The sequence below is a fragment of the Achromobacter sp. MYb9 genome (assembly GCF_002975275.1).
In the GTDB taxonomy this organism is placed as follows: Bacteria; Pseudomonadota; Gammaproteobacteria; order Burkholderiales; family Burkholderiaceae_B; genus Achromobacter.
In genome coordinates, this window is sequence record NZ_PCOQ01000012.1 from 116,255 (window position 1) to 137,914 (window position 21,660).

General features: G+C 65.6%; 18 protein-coding genes and 1 pseudogene. 12 read left to right on the top strand and 7 right to left on the bottom strand.

The window, feature by feature from the left end; all coding sequences use genetic code 11:
• Positions 1 to 121: 121 nt before the first annotated feature.
• Positions 122 to 1,609, bottom strand: a pseudogene (locus tag CQ050_RS18235) (methyl-accepting chemotaxis protein); the annotation flags it as partial.
• A gap of 175 nt (positions 1,610 to 1,784) precedes the next feature.
• Here CQ050_RS18235 and CQ050_RS18240 point away from each other — a divergent pair.
• A complete protein-coding gene (locus CQ050_RS18240; protein WP_050446881.1) occupies positions 1,785 to 2,945 on the top strand; it encodes an acyl-CoA dehydrogenase family protein in 1,161 nt (386 codons plus the stop codon).
• 13 nt (positions 2,946 to 2,958) lie between these two features.
• Entirely contained in the window at positions 2,959 to 4,335 is a 1,377-nt protein-coding gene (locus CQ050_RS18245; protein WP_105558245.1) for an MmgE/PrpD family protein, read from the top strand.
• Positions 4,336 to 4,355: 20 nt separating this feature from the next.
• Here CQ050_RS18245 and rph read toward each other — a convergent pair whose 3' ends face one another.
• On the bottom strand, positions 4,356 to 5,081 hold the full coding sequence (gene rph, locus CQ050_RS18250; protein ID WP_105558246.1) for a ribonuclease PH: 726 nt from the start codon (positions 5,079 to 5,081) through the stop codon (positions 4,356 to 4,358).
• Positions 5,082 to 5,199: 118 nt separating this feature from the next.
• Here rph and CQ050_RS18255 point away from each other — a divergent pair, with 118 nt between their 5' ends.
• Complete coding sequence (locus CQ050_RS18255; RefSeq protein WP_105558293.1) at positions 5,200 to 6,132, top strand: YicC/YloC family endoribonuclease; 933 nt, start codon at positions 5,200 to 5,202, stop codon at positions 6,130 to 6,132.
• Positions 6,133 to 6,157: 25 nt separating this feature from the next.
• Complete coding sequence (locus tag CQ050_RS18260; protein WP_105558247.1) at positions 6,158 to 7,324, top strand: FAD-binding oxidoreductase; 1,167 nt, start codon at positions 6,158 to 6,160, stop codon at positions 7,322 to 7,324.
• A 25-nt stretch (positions 7,325 to 7,349) separates the two neighbouring features.
• On the opposite strand, the gene CQ050_RS18265 is transcribed toward CQ050_RS18260, so the two are convergent.
• A complete protein-coding gene (locus tag CQ050_RS18265) occupies positions 7,350 to 8,909 on the bottom strand; it encodes an amino acid permease (RefSeq protein ID WP_105558248.1) in 1,560 nt (519 codons plus the stop codon).
• A gap of 132 nt (positions 8,910 to 9,041) precedes the next feature.
• A complete protein-coding gene (locus CQ050_RS18270; RefSeq protein ID WP_369868476.1) occupies positions 9,042 to 10,547 on the bottom strand; it encodes an AMP nucleosidase in 1,506 nt (501 codons plus the stop codon).
• Between the two features lie 162 nt (positions 10,548 to 10,709).
• On the opposite strand from CQ050_RS18270, the gene CQ050_RS18275 reads away from it, so the two are divergent.
• The 3 genes from CQ050_RS18275 to CQ050_RS18285 all read left to right on the top strand — a co-directional run bounded on the left by CQ050_RS18275 (position 10,710) and on the right by CQ050_RS18285 (position 14,077).
• The gene (locus CQ050_RS18275; RefSeq protein WP_105558249.1) at positions 10,710 to 11,063 is read left to right on the top strand and encodes a hypothetical protein; all 354 of its coding nucleotides are present in this window, start codon (positions 10,710 to 10,712) and stop codon (positions 11,061 to 11,063) included.
• A 77-nt stretch (positions 11,064 to 11,140) separates the two neighbouring features.
• On the top strand, positions 11,141 to 13,267 hold the full coding sequence (locus CQ050_RS18280; protein WP_105558250.1) for a TonB-dependent receptor: 2,127 nt from the start codon (positions 11,141 to 11,143) through the stop codon (positions 13,265 to 13,267).
• Between the two features lie 213 nt (positions 13,268 to 13,480).
• Positions 13,481 to 14,077 carry a C40 family peptidase gene (locus CQ050_RS18285; protein ID WP_105558251.1) on the top strand — a complete coding sequence of 199 codons (597 nt, stop codon included), beginning with the start codon at positions 13,481 to 13,483 and terminating at the stop codon, positions 14,075 to 14,077.
• A 110-nt stretch (positions 14,078 to 14,187) separates the two neighbouring features.
• Here CQ050_RS18285 and CQ050_RS18290 read toward each other — a convergent pair whose 3' ends face one another.
• A complete protein-coding gene (locus CQ050_RS18290) occupies positions 14,188 to 14,958 on the bottom strand; it encodes an SDR family oxidoreductase (protein ID WP_105558252.1) in 771 nt (256 codons plus the stop codon).
• A gap of 231 nt (positions 14,959 to 15,189) precedes the next feature.
• Here CQ050_RS18290 and CQ050_RS18295 point away from each other — a divergent pair, with 231 nt between their 5' ends.
• The 5 genes from CQ050_RS18295 to CQ050_RS18315 all read left to right on the top strand — a co-directional run bounded on the left by CQ050_RS18295 (position 15,190) and on the right by CQ050_RS18315 (position 20,141).
• Complete coding sequence (locus CQ050_RS18295) at positions 15,190 to 15,894, top strand: c-type cytochrome (RefSeq protein WP_105558253.1); 705 nt, start codon at positions 15,190 to 15,192, stop codon at positions 15,892 to 15,894.
• Positions 15,891 to 16,814 carry a c-type cytochrome gene (locus CQ050_RS18300; RefSeq protein WP_105558254.1) on the top strand — a complete coding sequence of 308 codons (924 nt, stop codon included), beginning with the start codon at positions 15,891 to 15,893 and terminating at the stop codon, positions 16,812 to 16,814. The genes CQ050_RS18295 and CQ050_RS18300 overlap by 4 nt, the downstream gene beginning before the upstream one ends.
• Before the next feature lie 129 nt (positions 16,815 to 16,943).
• Positions 16,944 to 17,576, top strand: a complete 633-nt coding sequence (gmk, locus tag CQ050_RS18305) for a guanylate kinase (RefSeq protein ID WP_105558255.1) — start codon at positions 16,944 to 16,946, stop codon at positions 17,574 to 17,576.
• 44 nt (positions 17,577 to 17,620) lie between these two features.
• Positions 17,621 to 17,824, top strand: a complete 204-nt coding sequence (gene rpoZ, locus CQ050_RS18310) for a DNA-directed RNA polymerase subunit omega (protein WP_006219679.1) — start codon at positions 17,621 to 17,623, stop codon at positions 17,822 to 17,824.
• Between the two features lie 22 nt (positions 17,825 to 17,846).
• Entirely contained in the window at positions 17,847 to 20,141 is a 2,295-nt protein-coding gene (locus CQ050_RS18315) for a bifunctional (p)ppGpp synthetase/guanosine-3',5'-bis(diphosphate) 3'-pyrophosphohydrolase (RefSeq protein ID WP_105558256.1), read from the top strand.
• A 62-nt stretch (positions 20,142 to 20,203) separates the two neighbouring features.
• On the opposite strand, the gene glnQ is transcribed toward CQ050_RS18315, so the two are convergent.
• Positions 20,204 to 20,932 (bottom strand): glutamine ABC transporter ATP-binding protein GlnQ, encoded by a 729-nt coding sequence (gene glnQ, locus CQ050_RS18320; RefSeq protein ID WP_105558257.1) that lies wholly within the window; start codon positions 20,930 to 20,932, stop codon positions 20,204 to 20,206.
• Positions 20,929 to 21,585 (bottom strand): glutamine ABC transporter permease GlnP, encoded by a 657-nt coding sequence (gene glnP / locus CQ050_RS18325; RefSeq protein ID WP_105558258.1) that lies wholly within the window; start codon positions 21,583 to 21,585, stop codon positions 20,929 to 20,931. The genes glnQ and glnP overlap by 4 nt, the downstream gene beginning before the upstream one ends.
• Positions 21,586 to 21,660: the final 75 nt, after the last annotated feature.

Sequence of the window (21,660 nt, forward strand, 5' to 3'; positions counted from 1 at the left end):
GCGCAATCTGGAACACGGCCACGGCGCGGCGCAGCCCTTGCGCCTGGAGTTCCAGCGCCGCGGCCGCCGCCGCGGTCTGTTCGACCATCGCGGCATTCTCCTGGGTGGACCGCTCGATATCGGCCACCGCGTCGTTCACCGACGCAATGCCCGCGGCCTGCTCGGCGGTGGCGCTGGAGATTTCGGCCACGATCTGCGTCACCCGGTCGACCGACACCATCATGTCGCGCATGGTATCGCCCGCCAGGTGCACCTGGCGCACGCCGGCCTCGACGCGCACCGCGGAATCTTCGATCAAGCCTTTGATTTCGCGTGCCGCCTGCGCGCTGCGCTGCGCCAGCGAACGCACTTCGCCCGCCACCACGGCAAACCCTTTGCCCTGCTCGCCGGCCCGCGCCGCTTCCACCGCGGCATTCAGCGCCAGGATGTTCGTCTGGAACGCGATGCTGTCCACCACGCCGACAATCTCGCCGATTCGGCGGGCGCTGTCCGCAATGCCCTGCATGCTCTGCACGACCTCGTTCACCGCCTGGCCGCCGCGCTGCGCCAGCTGGGTGGCGCTTTCGGCCTGGCGGCTGGCCTGGTCCGCGTTGCCGGCGGTCATCTGGACCGTATGCGCCAACTGAGTCATGTTGGCCGCGGCCTCTTGCAGCGAACCCGCCTGCCGCGCGGTGCGATCGGACATGTCCGCCCCGCCTGCGGCAATTTCGCCAGACCCGGTGTGGATTTCCTCGACGCCCAGGCGCACCGAGGCGACGGCGGCCGACAGCCCCGTCTGCATGCGGCGCATGGCTGAATACAGCACGCCGATCTCGTTGTCGCCCCGCATGGCGATGGCGCCCGTCAAGTCGCCGTCCGCGATGCGGTCGAAGTGCGCGCCGGCCTCGTTCAGCGGCCGCAAGATGCTGCGGCGGAACGCCAGCCGGATCAGTACGGCCAGCAGCAGCACGATGCCCAACACGCCGGCCGCGACCAGGATCACCCGCTCCAGCGTCTGGCTGGCGCCCGCCACCGCTGCCTGCCCCTGCTGCCGCGAATAGGCCTGATAGGCATCCGCCTGCTTGACGTAGGCAGCGCCGCTTCCGGGCAGCACCTTGTCCACCAAGCGGTTGACCTCGATCCCGTTCCAGCCCTGGATCGCCTTTTGCATGGGCACGAGCGTCTGGTCGGCGAAGGCGGCATAGGCCTTCAGCATCTGGTCGAACAGCGGGCCGCCCTGGGCGCTGACATCCGGGTTGCCCCGCAGACGCGCCAAGCTGGCACCGGCCTGTTTCAACAGCACATCCGCCTGCGCCAGGGATTCGTCGCGAGCCGCTTCCAGGCCGCCTTCCATCCCTGTCTTGGCGTCGGTCAGCGCGGCGCGGGCCTGAAACAGGCGGCTGGTCATGTCCGCCAGGTCGCTGGCGCGTTCGATGCTGCCGCGGCCCAACGCCTCGATATCGGCCCGGTTGTCGCGCAGCACCGCGATGCCCGCTGCCGCCGCTACCGCGAACAGCACCACAAACAACGCCAGAATGGCGGAGACCGCCGTGGTGACCCTGAGATTTTTCCGCATATCCATCCGTATATATCCTGGCGCCAGAGGCGCAGTGCAACGGATTATGGGCATCCAGTTTGGCAATTTCTTGACACAACCTGGCCAGGCGCATGACGAACGCCCGTCATGAAACTGCGCTTTTGCGAACAGGAACCCCGTATTAAGCAATTGTGAATTGGCAGCGGCACGGCCTTGCGGCACATTCGATGCTGTACCGAACCATTCCCCTCATCCCTACAGCAGCCCTATGCCTCACGCCTCTCACGATTACCAGGACATCCGCGAAGCCGTGCGCGACCTTTGCGCCCAATTCCCCGGCGAATATTTCCGCAAGGTCGACGAAGAACGCGGCTATCCCGAAGACTTTGTCCGCGCGTTGACCGAGGCCGGCTGGCTGGCCGCGCTGATCCCGCAGGAATACGGCGGCTCGGGCCTGGGCTTGACCGAGGCGTCGGTCATCATGGAAGAGATCAATCGCAGTGGCGGCAACTCCGGCGCCTGCCACGGCCAGATGTACAACATGGGCACGCTGCTGCGCCATGGGTCCGAAGCCCAGAAGCGCGAATATCTGCCCCGCATCGCCGCCGGCGAATTGCGCCTGCAATCCATGGGCGTCACCGAGCCCACCACCGGCACCGACACCACCAAGATCAAGACCACCGCCGTGCGCCGTGGCGACCGCTACGTGATCAACGGCCAGAAGGTGTGGATCTCGCGCGTGCAGCATTCCGACCTGATGATCCTGCTGGCGCGTACCACGCCGCTGGACCAGGTCACGCGCAAGTCGGAAGGCATGTCGATCTTCCTGGTGGATCTGCATCACGCCGTCAAGCACGGCATGACGATCCGCCCCATCCCCAACATGGTCAATCACGAGACCAACGAGCTGTTCTTCGACAATCTGGAAATCCCCGTCGAGAACCTGATCGGCGAAGAAGGCAAAGGCTTCAAATACATCCTGGACGGCCTGAACGCCGAACGCACCCTGATTGCCGCCGAATGCATCGGCGACGGCTACTGGTTCGTGGACAAGGTCACCGCTTACGCCAAGGAACGCATGGTGTTCGGCCGGCCCATCGGCCAGAATCAAGGCGTGCAGTTCCCCATCGCGCGCGCCCACATCAACGTGGAAGCCGCCAGCCTGATGCGCTACGAGGCCTGCCGGCTGTTCGACGCCCACCAGCCCTGCGGCGCCCAGGCCAACATGGCCAAGCTGCTGGCCGCCGACGCGTCCTGGGAAGCCGCCAATGCCTGCTTGCAGTTCCATGGCGGGTTCGGCTTCGCGACCGAGTACGACGTCGAACGCAAATTCCGCGAGACGCGGCTGTATCAGGTGGCGCCCATCTCCACCAACCTGATCCTGTCCTACGTCGCCGAACACATCCTGGGCCTGCCCCGCTCTTTCTGATCCGACCACGCTCATGAACGCAGCCAAAGACACCCCCCACCTAAGCGCCGAACTGGCGGCCTTTGCGGCCAACCTGCGGTACGAGGACATCCCGGCGCCGGTGTTGCGCCGCGCCGAGGACCTGCTCCTGGATTGCCTGGCCTCGATCCTGGCCGGCGCCTCCGCCCGCGCCGTGCAAGCGATCGACCGCTATGCCACGGCCATGGGGCCCGCCGACGGCCCCAGCGAAGTGCTGATCACCCGCCGCCGCACGTCGCCGATGTTCGCCGCGATGGTCAATGCGGCCGCCGCCCACGTGGTCGAACAGGACGACGTCCATAACGGTTCGGTATTCCATCCCGCCGCCGTCGTGTTCCCGCCCGCGCTGGCCGTGGCGCAAGCGCTGGGCAGCTCGGGCCGCGACCTGCTGACGGCTGCCGTCGCGGGCTACGAAGTCGGCATTCGCGTCGGCGAGTTCCTTGGCCGTTCGCACTATAAGATCTTCCACACCACGGGCACCGCGGGCACCCTGGCCGCCGCCGTCACCACCGGCCACCTGCTCAAGCTGTCCCCGGAACAGATGTTGCACGCGCTGGGCTCGGCCGGCACCCAGGCCGCCGGCCTGTGGGAATTCCTGCGCGACGCCGCCGATTCCAAGCAATTGCACACCGCCAAGGCCGCCGCCGACGGCATCACCGCCGCCTATCTGGCGCGGGAAGGCTTCACCGGCGCCCGCCACATCCTGGAAGGCCCGCAAGGCATGGCGGCCGGCATGTCGACCGACGCCGACCCCGCCAAACTCTGCGACCGCCTGGGCGAACGCTGGGCGCTGGCCGAAACCTCGTTCAAGTTTCATGCGTCCTGCCGCCACACCCACCCGGCCGCCGACGCGCTGCAGCAGGCCCTGCGTGACAACAACCTGACCGAAGCCGATGTGGCGCGCGTCGTGGCCCATGTGCACCAGGGCGCCATCGACGTGCTGGGCCCGGTCGTCAATCCGCAGACCGTGCACCAGTCGAAGTTCTCGATGGGCACCGTGCTGGCGCTGATCGCCCGCAAGGGCCGCGCCGGCCTTGCCGAATTCGACGCCGGCCTGGACGACCCGGCAGTGGCGGACTTCCGCGGCAAGGTCGAGATGATGCTGGACGAAGAAGTCGACAGCGCTTATCCGCAGCGCTGGATCGGCAAGGTCACCGTGACCACCCGCGACGGCCGCACGGTTCACGGCCGCGTCGACGAACCCAAGGGCGACCCCGGCAATACGCTCAGCCGCCCCGAAATCGAAGACAAGACGCTTAGCCTGGGCCGCTACGCGGATGCCGCGACGGAACCGGAATTGCGCGGGTTGATCGCCACGATCTGGGGCTTGGAAAGCCTGACCAAGGTGGACGCATTGCTGTCGCGCAAATAACGCGCAACCCGCTTAGGCGCTTAAACCAGGGCCGCGCGTTGCGCGCGGACCAGGCTGGCGATGCCGCCTTCGGCCAGCACCAGCATCGTGTCCAGTTCGGCGCGGGTGAAGGTTGCGCCTTCGCCTGTGCCCTGTACTTCCACGAATGCGCCGCTGCCCGTCATGATGACGTTCACGTCGGCGTCGCACGCCGAGTCTTCCTGATAGTCCAGGTCCAGTACCGAGCGGCCTTGCACCAGGCCGACCGATACCGCCGCGACCGCGTCGCGGATCGGATTGACGGCCAGGTCGCCGCGCTTCATCAGCAAGGCCACGGCATCCGCCGCCGCCACCCAGGCGCCGGTGATGCTGGCGCAACGCGTGCCGCCATCGGCCTGCAGCACATCGCAATCCAGGTGCAGCGTGCGCTCGCCCAGGGCCTTCATATCGAACACGGCGCGCAGGCTGCGGCCGATCAGGCGCTGGATTTCCTGCGTGCGGCCGCTTTGCTTGCCGCGCGCGGCTTCGCGGTCACCGCGCGTGTGCGTGGCGCGCGGCAGCATGCCGTATTCCGCCGTGACCCAGCCCTCGCCCTTGCCTTTCAGGAACGGCGGCACCTTTTCCAGGACGCTGGCGGTGCAAAGCACATGCGTGTTGCCGGCCTTCACCAGCACCGACCCTTCTGCGTAGCGCGTAAAGCCGCGTTCCAGGCTGAACGGCCGCAATTCGTCGACGGCGCGGCCGGACGGACGGGCGATGGTGGGCATAGTGGTCACAGGCAGACTCCAGACATGAACATTGATTCGCGGCATTGTACGGGCACGCGCCGCAGGAAATCCCCGCTTGGAGTATCCTGCCGCGATATATCACCAGGGAACGCCCATCATGATTCGCAGCATGACCGCCTTCGGCAACGCCCGAGCAGATCTGGAGCAAGGCACGCTTGCCATCGAACTGCGCAGCGTCAACAGCCGCTTCCTAGACCTGTATTTCCGCCTGCCCGACGAACTGCGGCACGTCGAGACGCCGCTGCGCGAATTGCTGACCGCCAACCTGGCGCGCGGCAAGGTCGAAATTCGCGTCTCGTTCACCCGCACTGCCAGCACCGACCTGTCCAAGCTGGACCCCGCCTGGCTTGAAAGCCTGGCCGAGCAGCTACAGGCCGCCCGCCGTATCGTCCCCGACATCGCGCCGCCCCGGCTGGTGGAATTGTTCAATTGGCCCGGCCAACGCGGCAATGACGCGCTTGACCCGCAAATCTGGGGCGCGGCATGCCTGCAGGCGGGTCAGCAGGCGCTGACGCAGTTGCAAGAGGGCCGCGCCCGCGAAGGCGAACGCCTGGCCGGCATGATGCGCGAATGCGCCGATGGCGTGGCGCGCGTCGTCGACATCGTGCAGGCGCATCTGCCCCAACTGCTGTCGGACCACCGCGACAAGCTGGCCGCCAAGCTGCGCGAAAGCGTGGAATCGGCCTTTCCGGGCGGTTTCACCCATATCTCGGGCGCGGAACTGTCGGAACGGCTTTCGCAAGAGGCCAACCTGTTTGCGTTGCGCATCGACGTGGCCGAAGAGCTGTCGCGCCTGCGTTCGCACCTGGAAGAGCTGCGCCATCTGCTGACCGACGGCGGCGGCAAGTCCGCCACGGGTAAGAAGAACGCGGGCAGCGCCGGCAAACGCCTGGACTTCCTGTTCCAGGAAATGAACCGCGAAGCCAATACACTGGGCTCCAAGGCGGGCAGCATGGAAGTGACGCGCGCCGCCATGGACTTGAAGCTGCTGATCGAGCAGATGCGCGAGCAAGCCCAGAACATCGAATAATCACGCCTTACGCGGAACCCGGTCCATGCAACGTGTCGTCATCATTGGCGGAGGCGCCATGGGCAGCTCCGTGGCCTATTTCCTGAGCCTTGTGCCCGGCGCGTTCGATGTGACCGTGATCGAACGCGACCCGACCTACGCGCAAGCCTCTTCCGCGCTGTCCGCCAGTTCGATCCGCCAGCAGTTCACCAGCCCGGTCAATATCGGCATGTCGCAAGCGGGCATCGCATTTCTTCGCGCGCTGGGTTCCACCCTGTATGTCGACGACCCGGCGCCCGACGTGGGCCTGACCGAACCCGGCTACCTGTACCTGGCCAGCCCGGCGGGCAGTGCCGCGCTGCGTGACAACCATGCCACGCAGATCGCGCACGGCGTGGACGTTGCCCTGCTCCAGCCCGCCGAACTGGACGCGCGTTTTCCGTGGCTGCATACCGGTGATCTGGCGCTGGGCGCGCTGGGCCTGTCCGGCGAAGGCTGGTTCGACGGCTACGGGCTGATGCAGGCGCTGCGCAACAAGGCCATTGCCCAGGGCGTGCGCTACGTGCGCGCGGAGGCGGTGGGATTGCTGCGAGAAGGTTCCCGGCTCAATGGCGTCTGGCTCGACAAGGGCGCAGCCCTGGCCTGCGACGCGGTCGTCAACGCAGCCGGCCCCTGGGCCACCCGTGTGGCCCGGTGGGCGGGCATCGATCTTCCGGTGCGGGCACGGCGCCGCACCGTATTCAGTTTCAGTTGCCCGCAAGCGCTGCCCCGGTGCCCCTTGCTGATCGACCCCTCGGGCATCTGGTTCCGCCCCGAAGGCGGCAGGTTCCTGTGCGGCTTCGCGCCCGACCCGTCGGACGATGCCGACGACATGCCGCTGGAAGCGCAGCATGAAGCGTTTGATTCCCATGTGTGGCCGTTACTGGCGCAGCGCGTGCCCGCGTTTGAAGCGGTGCGGGTCCAAAGCGCCTGGGCCGGTTACTACGAGATGAACCTGTTCGACCAGAACGCCATCATTGGCGCCCATCCCGACTGCCCCAACCTGTTCTTCGTCAACGGTTTCTCGGGGCACGGCTTGCAACAGGCGCCCGCCGCGGGACGCGGCATCGCGGAGCTGCTGGCCCATGGCGAATACCGCAGCCTGGACCTGTCGCCCCTGTCGTTTCAACGCATTCTGGACAACCGTCCGCTGCGGGAAAAGAACATCATTTAAGTGATGCCCCCTTCCGCAGAGAGGGTTAGCGCGCCTCGCCCGCCGCGGGTTCGCCGCGCAGGGCCGAATCCAGGTATTCGCTGCGGGCGCGCGCGTCCGGGAAACGCATGTCCCGGTAGCTGATGAAGCGAGATCCGCGCGCCAGCCGATAGCCCAGCCAGATCAGCAGGAACAGCGGAATGCCGACATAGGTGGCCACCACGCCGCCCCAATCGATCCGGTCCTGCAGGAACGCCTGATAGTTCTGGCCCAGGGTGATGATCAGGCACAGCACGAAGGCGAAGATCGGGCCGAACGGGAAGAACGGCGACACGTACGGCAGATCAGCCAGGTTGTTGCCCTGCTTCACGTAGCCGCGGCGGAAGCGGTAGTGGCTGATGGCGATGCCCAGCCACGCGATGAAGCCCGTCATGCCCGACGTGTTCAACAGCCAGATGTAAACCGCATTGGGGCTGAAGATGAACGTGAAGAAGCACAGCGCCGCCACCACGGTCGTCGCCAGCAGCGCCCACAGCGGCACCCCATTGCGCGAAATACGGCCAAAAATGCGCGGCGCCTTGCCTTCGCGGGCCAGGCTGTACAGCATGCGCGTGGCCGCATACATGCCCGAATTGCCCGCCGACAGCACCGACGTCAGCACCACGGCGTTCATGACCGACGCCGCCCCCAGCAGGCCGGCGCGTTCGAAGATCAGCGCGAACGGGCTGACGCTGATGTCCTCGACCTCGTTGCGCAGCAGATGCGGGTCGGTATAGGGAATCAGCAGGCCAATCACCAGAATGGCCATGACGTAGAACAGCAGGATGCGCCAGAACACCTGCCGCACCGCACGCGGCAAATTGCGCGCCGGGTCCTTGGATTCGCCCGCGGCGATGCCGATCAGTTCCGTGCCCTGGAACGAAAAACCCACCACCATCGCAACCCCGATCAGGGCCGCAAAACCGCCCGCGAACGGTGCATCGCCGACGGTCCAATTGGCCAGGCCGCCCGTTTCGCCGCCGCGGATGATGCCCAGCAGCATCATCACGCCCATGGCCACGAAACCCAGCACGGCAACCACTTTGATCAGCGCGAACCAGAATTCAGCTTCGCCGAAGCCGCGCGCCGACATGGCGTTCAGGCCAAAGGTAATCGCCAGGAACAAGGCGCTCCAGTAGAAGCCGGGCACATCGGGAAACCAGTACGCCATGACAAGCTGCGCCGCCACCAGGTCCACCGCCACGGTGACCGCCCAGTTGTACCAATAGTTCCAACCCAGCGCGAAGCCGAATCCGTCTTCGACATAGCGGGCGCCATAAGTGGAGAACGAGCCCGAAACCGGCATCGCCGCGGCCAATTCGCCCAGGCTGGTCATCAGGAAATAGACCATCACCCCGATCAGCACATAGCCCAGCAGCGCGCCGCCGGGCCCCGCCTTGGCAATGGTCGCCCCCGAGGCGACGAACAGGCCGGTTCCGATGGAACCGCCCACCGCGATCATGGTCAGGTGGCGCGCGGACAGCGTCCGGCGCAGCTCGGACGGTTGGCCCGCCTTCGCTGCGCGCGTGCCGCTTGCGCGGCGTTCATCGTGTTCCGATGGTGCCAAAATGCTCTTCCTTCACGTCGTGAAGGCATCCGCGCCACACGCTGCGGATGCCTTGGGATTACCGGGCAACGCGCGAGAATAGCGCAAACCGCCCCGCCGCGAAAAACGCCGGGGCATCGGGGACGGATCCCGCTACTGGAAAGCGGTTTCCATGAACGTGCGCAGTTTGCGCGAATGCAGCCGCTCGGGCGGCATGTCGCGCAACCGCTCCAACGCCCGGATACCGATCTCCAGGTGCTGGTTGACCTGACGGCGATAGAAAACGCTGGCCATGCCGGGCAGTTTCAGTTCGCCATGCAAGGGTTTGTCCGACACGCACAGCAACGTGCCGTAAGGCACGCGGAAACGGAACCCATTGGCGGCGATGGTGGCCGACTCCATATCCAGCGCGATCGCCCGCGACTGCGCAAAGCGTTCGACCAGTTCAACGTGGTCGCGCAGTTCCCAGTTGCGATTGTCGATGGTGGCGACCGTCCCGGTGCGCATGATGCGCTTCAAGTCCCACCCGGACAGCCCCGCCACTTCTTCCACCGCCTGCTCCAGCGCCACCTGCACCTCGGCCAGCGCCGGGACGGGCACCCAGGTGGGCAGGTCGGCGTCCAGGACGTGGTCCTCGCGCACATAGCCGTGCGCCAACACGTAGTCGCCCAGCCGCTGCGAATCGCGCAGACCGGCGCAATGGCCCAGCATCAGCCAGGCATGCGGGCGCAGCACGGCGATGTGGTCGGTGATGGTCTTGGCGTTGGACGGGCCCACCCCGATGTTCACCAGCGTGATGCCGGAATGGTCGCCGCGCACCAGGTGGTACGCAGGCATCTGCGGCAAGCGGGCGGCCTGCCCTTCGTCGCCCGGGCCGCTTTCCCCGCGGCGGGTGATGCGATTGCCGGGTTCGACCAGCATTTCGTAGTCTTCGTTGCCACTGGCCATCAGCGCCCGGGCGCGGGCGCAGAACTCGTCCACATAGAACTGGTAATTGGTGAACAGCACGAAATTCTGGAAATGCGCCGGCGCGGTCGACGTGTAGTGCTGCAGGCGGTGCAACGAATAGTCAACGCGCTGGGCGGTGAACGGCGCCAGAGGCTTGGGTTCGCCCTCCTTGCCACGCCAGGAGCCGTTGACGATGGCGTCGTCGGTCACGGCCAGGTCCGGCACATCGAACAGGTCGCGTAGGGGGCGCTTCAGGGCCTCCAGATGCTCGCCTTCGACATAAGCGCCTTCCGGAAACGCGAAATGCAACGGAATCGGGGAATCGGATTCGCCGACCTCCACCGCTACCCGGTGGTTCTGCAGCAGTTGGCCGACCTGCTCGATCAGGTAGTCGCGGAACAGTTCGGGTTGCGTGACGGTGGTCTGGTAGATGCCGGGCTCGGCCACATGACCATAGGACAGGCGCGTGTCGATCGGGTCGTAGGTTTCAACCGCGATGCGGATCGCCGGGTAATAGGCGCGGGCGCGTTCGCGGCCGTTGCCGCTACCGCTGCCATTCAAGACCTCGCGGAACGCGGCACGCAGGAAGGCCGTATTGCGCGCGTAGATTTCAGCCAGCCGGTCCACCGCCGCCTGCGCATCCAGGAAAGGTTCAAAGGGCATGGCGTCAGGCCGGTTCATCGACGACAAAGGGTGGACTGCATTCATCATTGAGCTTTACTCCGCTTTCTTGTCTGCCGATTATGCCCGAGCGCGCCGTCGATGAAGCGTCATATTCCGGCACGCCTGCGCGGCGCCACCGTCGCCAATGATATAGAAACAATATATCATTCCGTTTTTGCCCGTTTTTTGCCCCTCCCTTCGCGCGCCCTCATGCCATCGCTGCCCGGCCTTCGCCACGCCCCCTCGCCGCTGTTCGTGCGCTGGGCCGTGCTTGTCTGGCTGTCCGCCTGCCTGTTGCTGGCGCCCATGGGCAGCCTGCGGCATGCATTGACCCACCTGGGCGAGGCCCCGGGCGCCAGCCAGGACGACGCCCACGCGCATGAAAAGCTGGGGCACTGCGACCTTTGCCAATTGTGGGACGTGCTGGACGCCACGCTCCCATCGTCTTTCGCATGGATCGGCGGCCACGCTGCCCATGCGGCGCCTGTCGCCCCCCTGCCCGCTGGCACCAACGCCATCGGCGGCACCTGGTTCCAACCCCGCGCCCCGCCGGCCCAGGCCTGAAATCTGCCATCGCGCCGCCTTGCAGGCGGCCCTGATTTCATTTGCCGGCCTTGTCGCCGGCGCCCTGGATATCCACCATGAATTTCCCGACCGCCCGTGCCTCGGGCAGCGTGCCGCCGCGCGCTCGCGCCCTGCGCATTTTCGCCCTGCGCCCGCTTGCCTTGGCTTGCGCCTATGCCCTGCCGCTAGCCGTGCCCCTTGCGTTACCCGGTGCCGCGCGTGCACAGCGCGCCCCGGAAGCCACCACCTTGTCGCCCGTCGTCGTCACCGCCAACCCGCTGGGCAGCGACGCGCTGGCGTCGCCCTCGACCGTGCTCCAGGGCCAGGAACTGGACCTGCGGCGCGGCTCCAACCTGGGCGAAACCCTGAACGGACTGCCCGGCGTGTCCACCACCAGCTACGGCCCGATGGTGGGCCGGCCCATCATCCGCGGGCTGGACGGCGACCGCATCCGCTTGCTGAACAATGGCGTCGGCACCCTGGATGCCTCGTCGCTGTCGTTCGACCACGCCGTGCCGCAAGACCCGCTGTCGACCAACCGCGTCGAAATCCTGCGCGGACCCGCCGCGCTGCTGTATGGCGGCAACGCCATCGGGGGCGTGGTCAACACGCTGGACAATCGCATTCCTACCGAACCCGTCGACGGCATCCATGGAGAGGTGGGCGGCAGCTACGGCGGCGCCAACAACGACCGCAACGGCGCCATCCAGCTGGAAGGCGGCGACGGTACGTTCGCGATCCATGCCGACGCCTTCGGCCGCAAGACCGGCACGCTGCGCATCCCTGGCTATGCCCGCACCGCCACGCAGCGCGCCGCGGACGGCGCGGGCGCCGAACAGGCGCGCGATCGGCTGCCCAACAGCGATGGTGAGGCCAGCGGCGGCGCGCTGGGCATGTCCTGGACGGGCGAACATGGCTATGCCGGCCTGTCCTACAGCGGGTACGACGCCAACTACGGCTCGGTCGCCGAAGCCGACGTCCGCATCAAGATGCACCAGGAACGCTTCGGTTTCGCAAGCGAACTGCGCGACTTGAGCGGCGCGTTCCAGAGCATCAAGCTGAATTTCGCCTACACCGATTACCAGCACAAGGAAATCGAGGGCGGCGAAACCGGCACGGTGTTCAAGAACCGCGGCTACGAGGCCCGTATCGAGGCGCGGCACGCGGACATCGGTCCGCTACATGGCGTCGTGGGCTTGCAACTGGGCCAAACGCGGTTTTCAGCGCTGGGCGACGAAGCGCTGGTTCCCACCACCGACACGGATTCCGCCGCGATCTTCGCCCTGGAGGAATGGACGCTGAACGAGCGCCTGACGCTGTCTGCGGGCGCCCGCATGGACCACACGCGGCTACGCCCCAACGCAGGCGGCAATGACCGGTTCGACGACTCGACCCGCCGCAGCGTCACGGCCGGCAGTTTTTCGCTGGGCGGTGTCTACAAGCTGACCCCTCTGTGGTCCCTGGCGGCCAACGGCGCCTACACCGAACGCGCGCCCACCTTCTACGAGCTCTATGCCAACGGCCCCCACGCGGCCACCGGCCAGTACCTGGTCGGCGACCAGAACCTGGGCAAAGAGCGGGCGTGGTCAGGCGATCTGTCGCTGCGCTACAAGGACGGCAACGATCATGGCAGCGTCGGCGTGTTCTACAGCAGCTTCGCCAACTACCTGGCGGAAACGAACACCGGGCGCTACCGCAATGACGACGGCGGCATCGTGACGGCCGGGGACGACGGCGCCCTGCCCGAGGCCCGCTACCAGGGCGTCGCGGCGCGCCTGTACGGCCTTGAAGCCGAGAACGTGACCCGCATCCTGCAGCGGGACGGCCACGCGCTGGACTTGGGGCTGTCGGGCGACTACACCGTCTCGCGCAACCGCGACACAGGACGGTCCCTGCCCCGCATTCCGCCGCTGCGCCTGCGGGTGGCGCTGGATTACGGCTACGGTCCGTACAGCGCAGGCGTCAGTGTCTCGAAAGCATTCGCGCAGCACGATCATCCGGCCAATGACACGGCGACGGCGGGCTACTACAGCCTGGATGCCAATGCCGGCTACCGCTTCAAGGCCACCGGCGTGCAGTGGCAAGCCTATGTGCGCGGCATCAACCTGACCAACCAAGACATCCGCTACGCGACCTCGGTGCTACGAGACGTCGCGCCTGAAGGCGGACGCGCGGTGATGGTGGGCTTGCGGGGCAGCTTCTAAGGGGTCAATTCGCGGCCGCCGTTACGTTCGCCCTTGGGGGTGGCGTAACGCCGGCCGCGGAATAATGCTGCATTGCACTACAAATGTAATGAAACTTTATTCCATTATAATTTGCGAGTATCCAAAGCGCCTGCGCGCCGGATGCCCCCTTTCCGCCGGCTTGCCCCCTATGGGCAAAGCCATGCCGCCCACTCCGATTTTTGAAGTGACGTAATGACTCCGCCCACGCGAAAAGTCCGAATTGCCAATTTCAGCATTCCTGTTTTCCTGTCAGCCCCGCTTCTGGCCCTGACCCTTTCCTGGATTCCCGGCGCCGCCCAGGCATCCCTCCCCTCCGAGCAAGCCCGCCCGACCTTAAGCGGCCTGCGCCTGGCGCAAGAGCCCACCGTTCCCACCCTGCGTGAACGCGTCGTGCAAGCCGGCCTGGACGCCATCGGCACGCCCTACAGCTGGGGCGGCGACGATGCCGAAGGTTTCGATTGCAGCGGGCTGGTGCTGTATGTGTTCCGCGAAATCGCGGGACTCGAACTTCCCCGCACGGCACGCGCGCAGCGCACCTCGGGCGAATCGGTATCGAACAAGAAAGAACTGCGTCCCGGCGACCTGGTGTTCTTCGCCACCCGCGGACGCGGCGTAACCTCGCACGTCGGCATCTACATCGGCCAGAACAAGTTCGTTCACGCGCCGCGCCGTGGCACCAAAGTGCGTATCGACGAGATGAAGAACCCCTACTGGACCAAGCGCTACGTCGGCGCGCGGCGCTACCTGGATACGACGCAAAGCCAGATGCTGGCCCAGGCTTCCCGCTAAATCCGGTTTCTGGCAAGTCCAGGCGGAAAAAAGGCGCCTGCCGGGGCGCCTTTCTGGGGAAAGTTGCAGAGCCTGCCGTGGGAGTTTCCCGCCGCAGGCGCTTTGTGCGTTCAGCCGCGGCCGACGAACGGCATGTTCGTTGCCATGATGGTCATGAACTGCACGTTGGCTTCCAGCGGCAGGCGCGCCATGGCGGCAACCGCCTGTGCCACGTGCGCCACATCCATGCGCGGTTCGACCTTGGTGCTGCCGTCCGCCTGCAGGATGCCGGCCGCCATGCGTTCGGTCATCTCGGTGGCCGCGTTGCCGATGTCGATCTGGCCGCAAGCAATACTGTAGGGCCGGCAATCCAGCGAAATCGACTTGGTCAGCCCGGTCACCGCATGCTTGGTCGCGGTGTACGCGATCGAGAACGGGCGCGGGGCGTGCGATGAAATCGACCCGTTATTGATGATGCGCCCGCCTTGCGGCGTTTGCGCCTTCATGATGCGGATGGCGGCCTGCGCGCACAGAAACATGCCGGTCAGGTTGGTGTCGACGACATCGCGCCACACCGACACCGGCAATTCTTCGATAGGCATCGCCGGCGCCCCACGGCCCGCATTGTTGAACAACACGTCCAGGCGGCCGTACTCGCGCTGCGCCGTGTCGAAGAGATCGCGCACGGCGTTTTCGTCGGTCACGTCGGTCGGCACCACCAGTGCCCTCACGCCGTCTTCGCCCGCCGCGGTGCGGGTGGCTTCCAGGGGCTCGCGACGGCGGCCGGCCAACACCACGCGATAACCCTGGGCCAGGAATTCCAGCGCCACGGCACGTCCAATTCCCGTGCCTGCGCCGGTCACCAGGGCCACGCGGGGCGGTTCGATCTCGTTCGAGTGCATCGGATTCTCCTTGTTATCAATCGGCGTGATGCTACCCGAATCAATCCCCCGATGCTGCAAGCAAAGTTAGCAGCCGCGACACACTTTTCCCTCCTGCCACGCAAGCAAAAGAAACCCGAATGCCGAGGCTCAAGCCAACGATTTCGCGTTGATCTGTCACAAGTGTTTATATAATTTATGGAAATTTGCTTATTACCCAAAGTCCAATAACATTCCTCGGAGCAGGCAACCATGACCTCACGGTCCCTTCCCCGCGCCCTTGCGCTTGGCGCATTGATCGCCACCCTCGGCACTGCGCAAGCCGCGCCTGACGGCAAACAGATCAGCACCCAGGGCGCCAATGGCGCACCCGCCTGTATCACCTGTCATGGCGCTCGCGGCGAAGGCAACCCCGCTGCGGGCTTTCCGCAATTGGCAGGCATCGGCGCCAAGTATCTGGCGGAGCAGCTGGAAGCCATGGCCAACGGATCGCGGGTCAGCCCCGTCATGGCCGCAACGGCCAAGGCGCTGGACCCCGCGCAGCAGCAAGCGGTGGCCAGCTACTACGCCAGCCTGCCCTCCCCGCTGAATGTGGATCGCCTGGCTGCCACGGCCATGCATCCGGTCAAGCCGGCCGACACCGGGGCGTGGCTTGCCACGCGCGGCGCGTGGGACAAGAACGTGCCCGCCTGTAATCAATGCCACGGCCCCGGCGGCATCGGCGTGGGCGACAACTTCCCCGCGCTGGCGGGCCAGCCCGCCGCCTACATCGCTGGCCAATTGCGCGCCTGGCGGCAAGGCCAACGCCCGCCCGGCCCACTGGGCCTGATGCCCGCCGTCGCCACCCGCCTGACGGACGCCGACATCGACGCCGTCTCCGCCTACTATGCCGGCCTGCCCAAAGCCGCCGACCTGCTTGCCTCGCAAGCCAACGCCGCCGAGGGAGCCAAGCAATGATCCACCTTCCGTTTAGCCGCCTGGGACTCACCGCCGCCTGTCTGGCGTTTTCGGCCGTCGCGCTTGCCGCCGATCCCCGCCCCGCCTTCACGCCGCCATCGGCGGCATCGCTGCCCGACACCGAGTTCGGCAAGATCGTGCGCCAGGGCGAACAGATCTTCCTGCACACGCCGAAGATGGCCGGCAAGTTCGTCGGCAACGATCTGAATTGCGCCAGTTGCCACCTGGACGCGGGCCGCCGTGCCGATTCGGCGCCCATGTGGGCGGCCTATGTGCTGTATCCCGCCTACCGGGCCAAGAACGAACACGTCAATACCTTGGCCGAGCGCCTGCAGGGCTGTTTCCGGTTCAGCATGAACGGCAAGGCGCCTGCCGCCGACGACCCCACGCTGACGGCGCTGCAAAGCTATATGTTCTGGCTGGCCAGCAAAGCGCCCACCGGCGTGGTGCTCGAGGGCCAGGGCTACCGCAAGCTGCCGGCGCCGGCGCAGAAGGCCGACTATGTGCGCGGCAGCGAAGTCTACGGCCAGTACTGCGCGGTGTGCCACGGCGCCGACGGGCAAGGCCAGAAGAACGGGAAACACTGGGTATTTCCGGCCCTGTGGGGCGCCGACTCGTTCAATTGGGGCGCGGGCATGCACCAGATCGGCAACGCCGCCGGATTCATCAAGGCCAATATGCCGCTGGGCCAGGCCGGCATGCTGAGCGACCAGGAAGCCTGGGACGTGGCGTATTTCATGAATGCGCATGAACGCCCGCAAGATCCGCGCTATGCCGGCTCCGTTGCGGCGACCCGGGCCAAGTACCACGATTCGGATGATTCCCTGTATGGCATCGAGGTCAACGGGCATTTGCTGGGCAGCGATTCCCCGCCGCCAGGTGGCAAGCTGATCCAGGCCGCGGCCAAGCCCGCCGGCTGATCGCCCGGCGCGGCGGCAATCCGCCGCATCGGCGCCACGGAATCGCCCAGGCGCGGTAGCGGGTTTCCCCCTGCCGCGCCGCGCGATTTGCTAGACTTCCGGTCTTAGCCTCACACGCCAGCCATATTCATGCACGCCAACTCCGGAAACGTCTTCATGGTCGTCGCGCCCAGCGGCGCGGGCAAGTCCAGCCTGGTCAAGGCCTTGCTCCAGCAAGACCCTTCCATCGAACTCTCCATTTCCTGCACCACCCGCGCGCCCCGTCCGGGTGAAGAGGACGGTCGTGAATACCGCTTCGTGACGCCCGATGATTTCAAGCGCATGCGCGAAGAGCAGAACCTGCTGGAATGGGCGGAAGTCCACGGCAATTTCTACGGCACGCCGCGCGACCGCATCGACGCGGCCACGCGCGAAGGCCGGGACGTCCTGCTGGAAATCGATTGGCAAGGCGCCCGCCAGGTCAAGCAGCGTTTCCCGGGCGCAATCGGCATTTTCGTGCTGCCGCCGTCGATCGAAGAGCTTGAAAGCCGGCTCAAGGCGCGAGGCCAGGATGCGCCGCAGGTGATTGCGCGCCGTCTCATGGCCGCAGGCGGCGAAATCGCCCACGCGCCCGAATGCGAATATGTTATTATTAATCAAGAATTTAGCGTAGCCTTGTCGGAACTGATACAAATCGTCAGTGCCGCGCGGCTGCGCTTTTCGTCTCAGGCCGCCCGCCACGCCCAGTTGTTCTCGCAACTTGGCATCCCGGCCGAACACTGAGCCGAACGCATTCTCCCTATCATCCATCAGCACCAGGTGTCCTAATGGCTCGCATTACCGTCGAAGACTGTCTGAATCAAATCCCCAATCGCTTCAAGCTCACGCTGGCTGCAACGTACCGCGCTCGCGAATTGGCGCAAGGCCATGCCCCGCGCCTGGACAGCAAAGACAAGCCCACGGTCACTGCACTGCGCGAAATCGCGGGCGGCCTAACCGGCGTGGAAATGCTGCGTAAAGTTCCCACCTGATACTCTCCGGGGGGCGGCAAGCATGGCTTTTCCCGGGCTGAAGTACGCTTCATCTGGTCTGCTTGCCGCACTACGTGCCGGCTCCCGTCTTGGGCGCCGCACGGGCAAGAAAGACAAAAAACTCGCTACGCCACCGTCCGTCGCCGCACAAGAAGCGGCGGACGCCACCGCCTCGCCGGTGGCTTCGCTGGCACCGCTGACCGAAATCATCGGCAGCTACCTCGACAAGAAAGATGTAGAGCGCGTGCGCGAAGCCTATCGCTTCGCGGACCAGGCGCATCTGGGCCAGTTCCGCGCCAGCGGCTCGCCCTACATCTCGCATCCCATCGCCGTCACGGAAATCTGCGCAGGCTGGAAGCTCGACGTCAACGCGTTGTCGGCCGCCCTGCTGCACGATGTGATGGAAGATCAGGGCATCGCCAAGCACGAGCTTGCCGAGAAATTCGGCCCTGAAGTCGCCGAACTGGTCGACGGGCTGTCCAAGCTTGACCGCCTGGACTTCGCCACCAAGGCCGAACAGCAAGCCGAGAGCTTCCGCAAGATGCTGCTGGCGATGGCGCGCGATGTGCGCGTCATCCTCATCAAGCTGGCCGACCGCCTGCACAACATGCGCACGCTGGACGCGGTCAATCCGGAAAAGCGCCGGCGCATCGCCCGCGAAACGCTGGACATCTATGCGCCCATCGCCCATCGCCTGGGCTTGAACCTGCTGTTCCGCGAACTGCAGGACTTGTGTTTCGCGGCCATGTACCCGAACCGCTACCAGGTGCTGTACAAGGCCGTGCTGGCGGCGCGTGGCAACCGCCGCGAAGTCATCACGAAGATCGCCGATTCGGTACGGGCTTCGCTGCCCGCCGCCGGCATCGAAGCGGAAGTGACTGGCCGCGAGAAAACGCTTTATGGCATCTATCGCAAGATGGTCGACCAGAAAAAGTCGTTTTCCGACGTGCTGGACATCTACGGTTTCCGCGTCATCGTCCATACACTGCCCGAGTGCTATCTGTCGCTGGGCACGCTGCATCAGCTGTATCGCCCGGTGCCCGGCAAGTTCAAGGACTACATCGCCATTCCCAAGGTGAACGGCTACCAGTCCCTGCACACGACGCTGGTGGGTCCGTACGGCACGCCGGTGGAATTTCAGTTCCGCACGCGCGACATGCATCATGTGGCCGAGGAAGGCGTGGCGTCGCACTGGCTCTACAAGGGCGCCGACCTGACCCTGAACGACCTGCAAAAGCGCACGCACCAGTGGCTGCAGTCGCTACTGGACATCCAGAGCCAGACCGGCGATTCCGGCGAGTTCCTGGAACACGTCAAGGTCGACCTGTTCCCCGACGCCGTTTACGTCTTCACCCCGCGCGGCAAGATCATTTCCCTGCCCCGCGGCGCCACGCCCGTCGACTTCGCCTACGCGATCCATACCGATATCGGCAACCAGGCGGTGGCCGCCAAGGTCAACGGCGAGTTCGTGCCGTTGCGCACTGAACTCAATAGCGGCGACACGGTGGAAATCGTGACGTCGCCGGCATCGCGCCCCAATGCGCAATGGCTCAACTACGTGCGCACGGGCCGCGCGCGCTCCGAAATCCGCCACTACCTTCGCACCGTGAAGTACGAAGAATCGGTGGCGTTCGGCGAGCGCCTGCTCAGCCAGGCGCTGCAAGAGCTGCACATGCCGATGCCCGCCACCGACGACCCGGCCTGGCAGAAGCTGGCGCGCAGCACCGGGGCCAGTTCGCGCGAAGAGATCCTGGCCGACATCGGCCTGGGCAAGCGCCTGGCCGCCGTGGTCGCGCGCCGATTCGCGCCCGAGCACCAATTGGTGGCCACCACTGCCGCCGCGGTGGACGAACTGACGTCGGCCCGCAGCGCCCCCATCCTGATCCAGGGCAACGAGGGCCAGGCCGTGCAGTTGGCGCCGTGCTGCGGCCCGCTACCCGGCGACCCGATCGTGGCTGGCATGCGCATGGGCCATGGGCTGGTGGTGCATACCGCCGACTGCCCCGTGGCCACGCGCCAGCGCTTGCGCGAACCCGAACGCTGGATCAATGTGGGCTGGGACGCACACACCGCCAAGCACCTGGCCACGCGCCTGGACATCGTCACCCGCAATGAGCGCGGCGTGCTGGGACGCCTGGCGGCGGAAGTCACGGCTGCCGACGCGAACATCATGCACGTCACGATGCACGACGACGCGGTGTCCACGGTGTCTTTGCACCTGACCATCCAGGTCGACAGCCGCAAGCATCTGGCGCAAGTCATCCGCGCCATTCGGCACGTGCCGCAAGTGCAGAAGATCGTCCGAGTGAAGGGCTGACCTTTTGCCCTGGCGAAAAAAAGCCGGCGCTTGGCGCCGGCTTTTTCATTTCCCGCCTCCGTTCACGCCACGTGTTGCAGGAAATCCTTCAGACGTTGGCTGGGCGGATTGCTAAGCAGTTCGGCGGGCGGGCCGTCGTGCGCGATCTTGCCCGCGTCGATGAAGATCAAGCGGCTGCCCACCTTGCGCGCGAATTCCATCTCGTGGGTGACGACCACCATCGTCATGCCCTCTTCCGCCAGGTCGCGCATCACCTTCAGCACTTCGTGGCGAAGTTCGGGATCCAGCGCGGACGTGGGCTCGTCGAACAGCATCAGCTTGGGCTTGATCGCCAGCGCGCGGGCAATCGCCACCCGTTGCTGCTGGCCGCCGGAAAGCTCCGACGGATAGTGGTTCATGCGTTCGCTGAGCCCGACCTTGTGCAGCAAGCCCTGGGCGAGTTCGCGCGCTTCACCGCGGTCTTGCCCACGCGTATGCACCGGCCCGAACATGACGTTCTCAAGCGCGGTCATCTGCGGGAACAGATTGAATTGCTGGAACACCATGCCGGCTTCGCGGCGGATTTCGCGCACCTGCGCGGCGTCGCCCTTCACGCTTAGCCCATCGACGAGCAAGTCGCCGCCGTTGATCGTTTCAAGCACGTTGATGCAACGCAGGAACGTGGATTTTCCCGAGCCCGACGGCCCGACCACCACCACGACCTCGCCCGCGTCGATGTTCAGCGAAATGCCGTTCAGCACCATGGACTCGCCGAAGTTCTTGGTGACGTTATGGAATTCAACCATGCTCATAGTATGCGCATCCTTCTTTCCACCAGGTGCAGGCCCAGCGCCATCAAGCCGGTCAGGATCAGGTAGACGATCGCGACGGCCGACCAGATTTCAACGGCGCGGAAGTTGCTGGCCATGATCTCCTGGCCTTGCCGCGTCAGTTCAGCAACCCCGATCACGATGAACAGCGAGGAATCCTTCAAGCTGATGATGCACTGATTGCCCAGCGGCGGGATCATGCGGCGAAATGCCACCGGCCCGATGATATGGAACAGGATCTTGTGAAACGGCAGACCCATTGCCTGGCCCGCTTCCTTCAGCCCCTTGTGCACCGACAGCAGCGCGCCGCGGACGATTTCGGAAATGTAGGCGCCGGAATTGATGATGAGCGTGACGATGGCCGCCCACTCGGCATCCACGCGAAGATTGGCCAGCAGCGGCAAGGCGAAGTAGATGAACATCACCTGCACGACGATCGGCGTACCGCGGATGACCGCCACATATACCTGCGCGATGGCCGACAGGATCGGATGCCCGTATGCCCGCGTCACGCCCGATAGCGCGCCCAGCAGGAAACCGCCGACCAAGCCCCAGAACGTGATCTTGACGGTCATCAGCGTACCCTCAAGCAGGTTGGGTAGCGCGGCTTGAATTACACCCCAGTCAAACTCCACGATATTCCCCCTATGGCGCCATCTTGCGCCGCATCATGGTGGGACCGCCGGGCGGCGGAAACGGCTCGGGGCCGT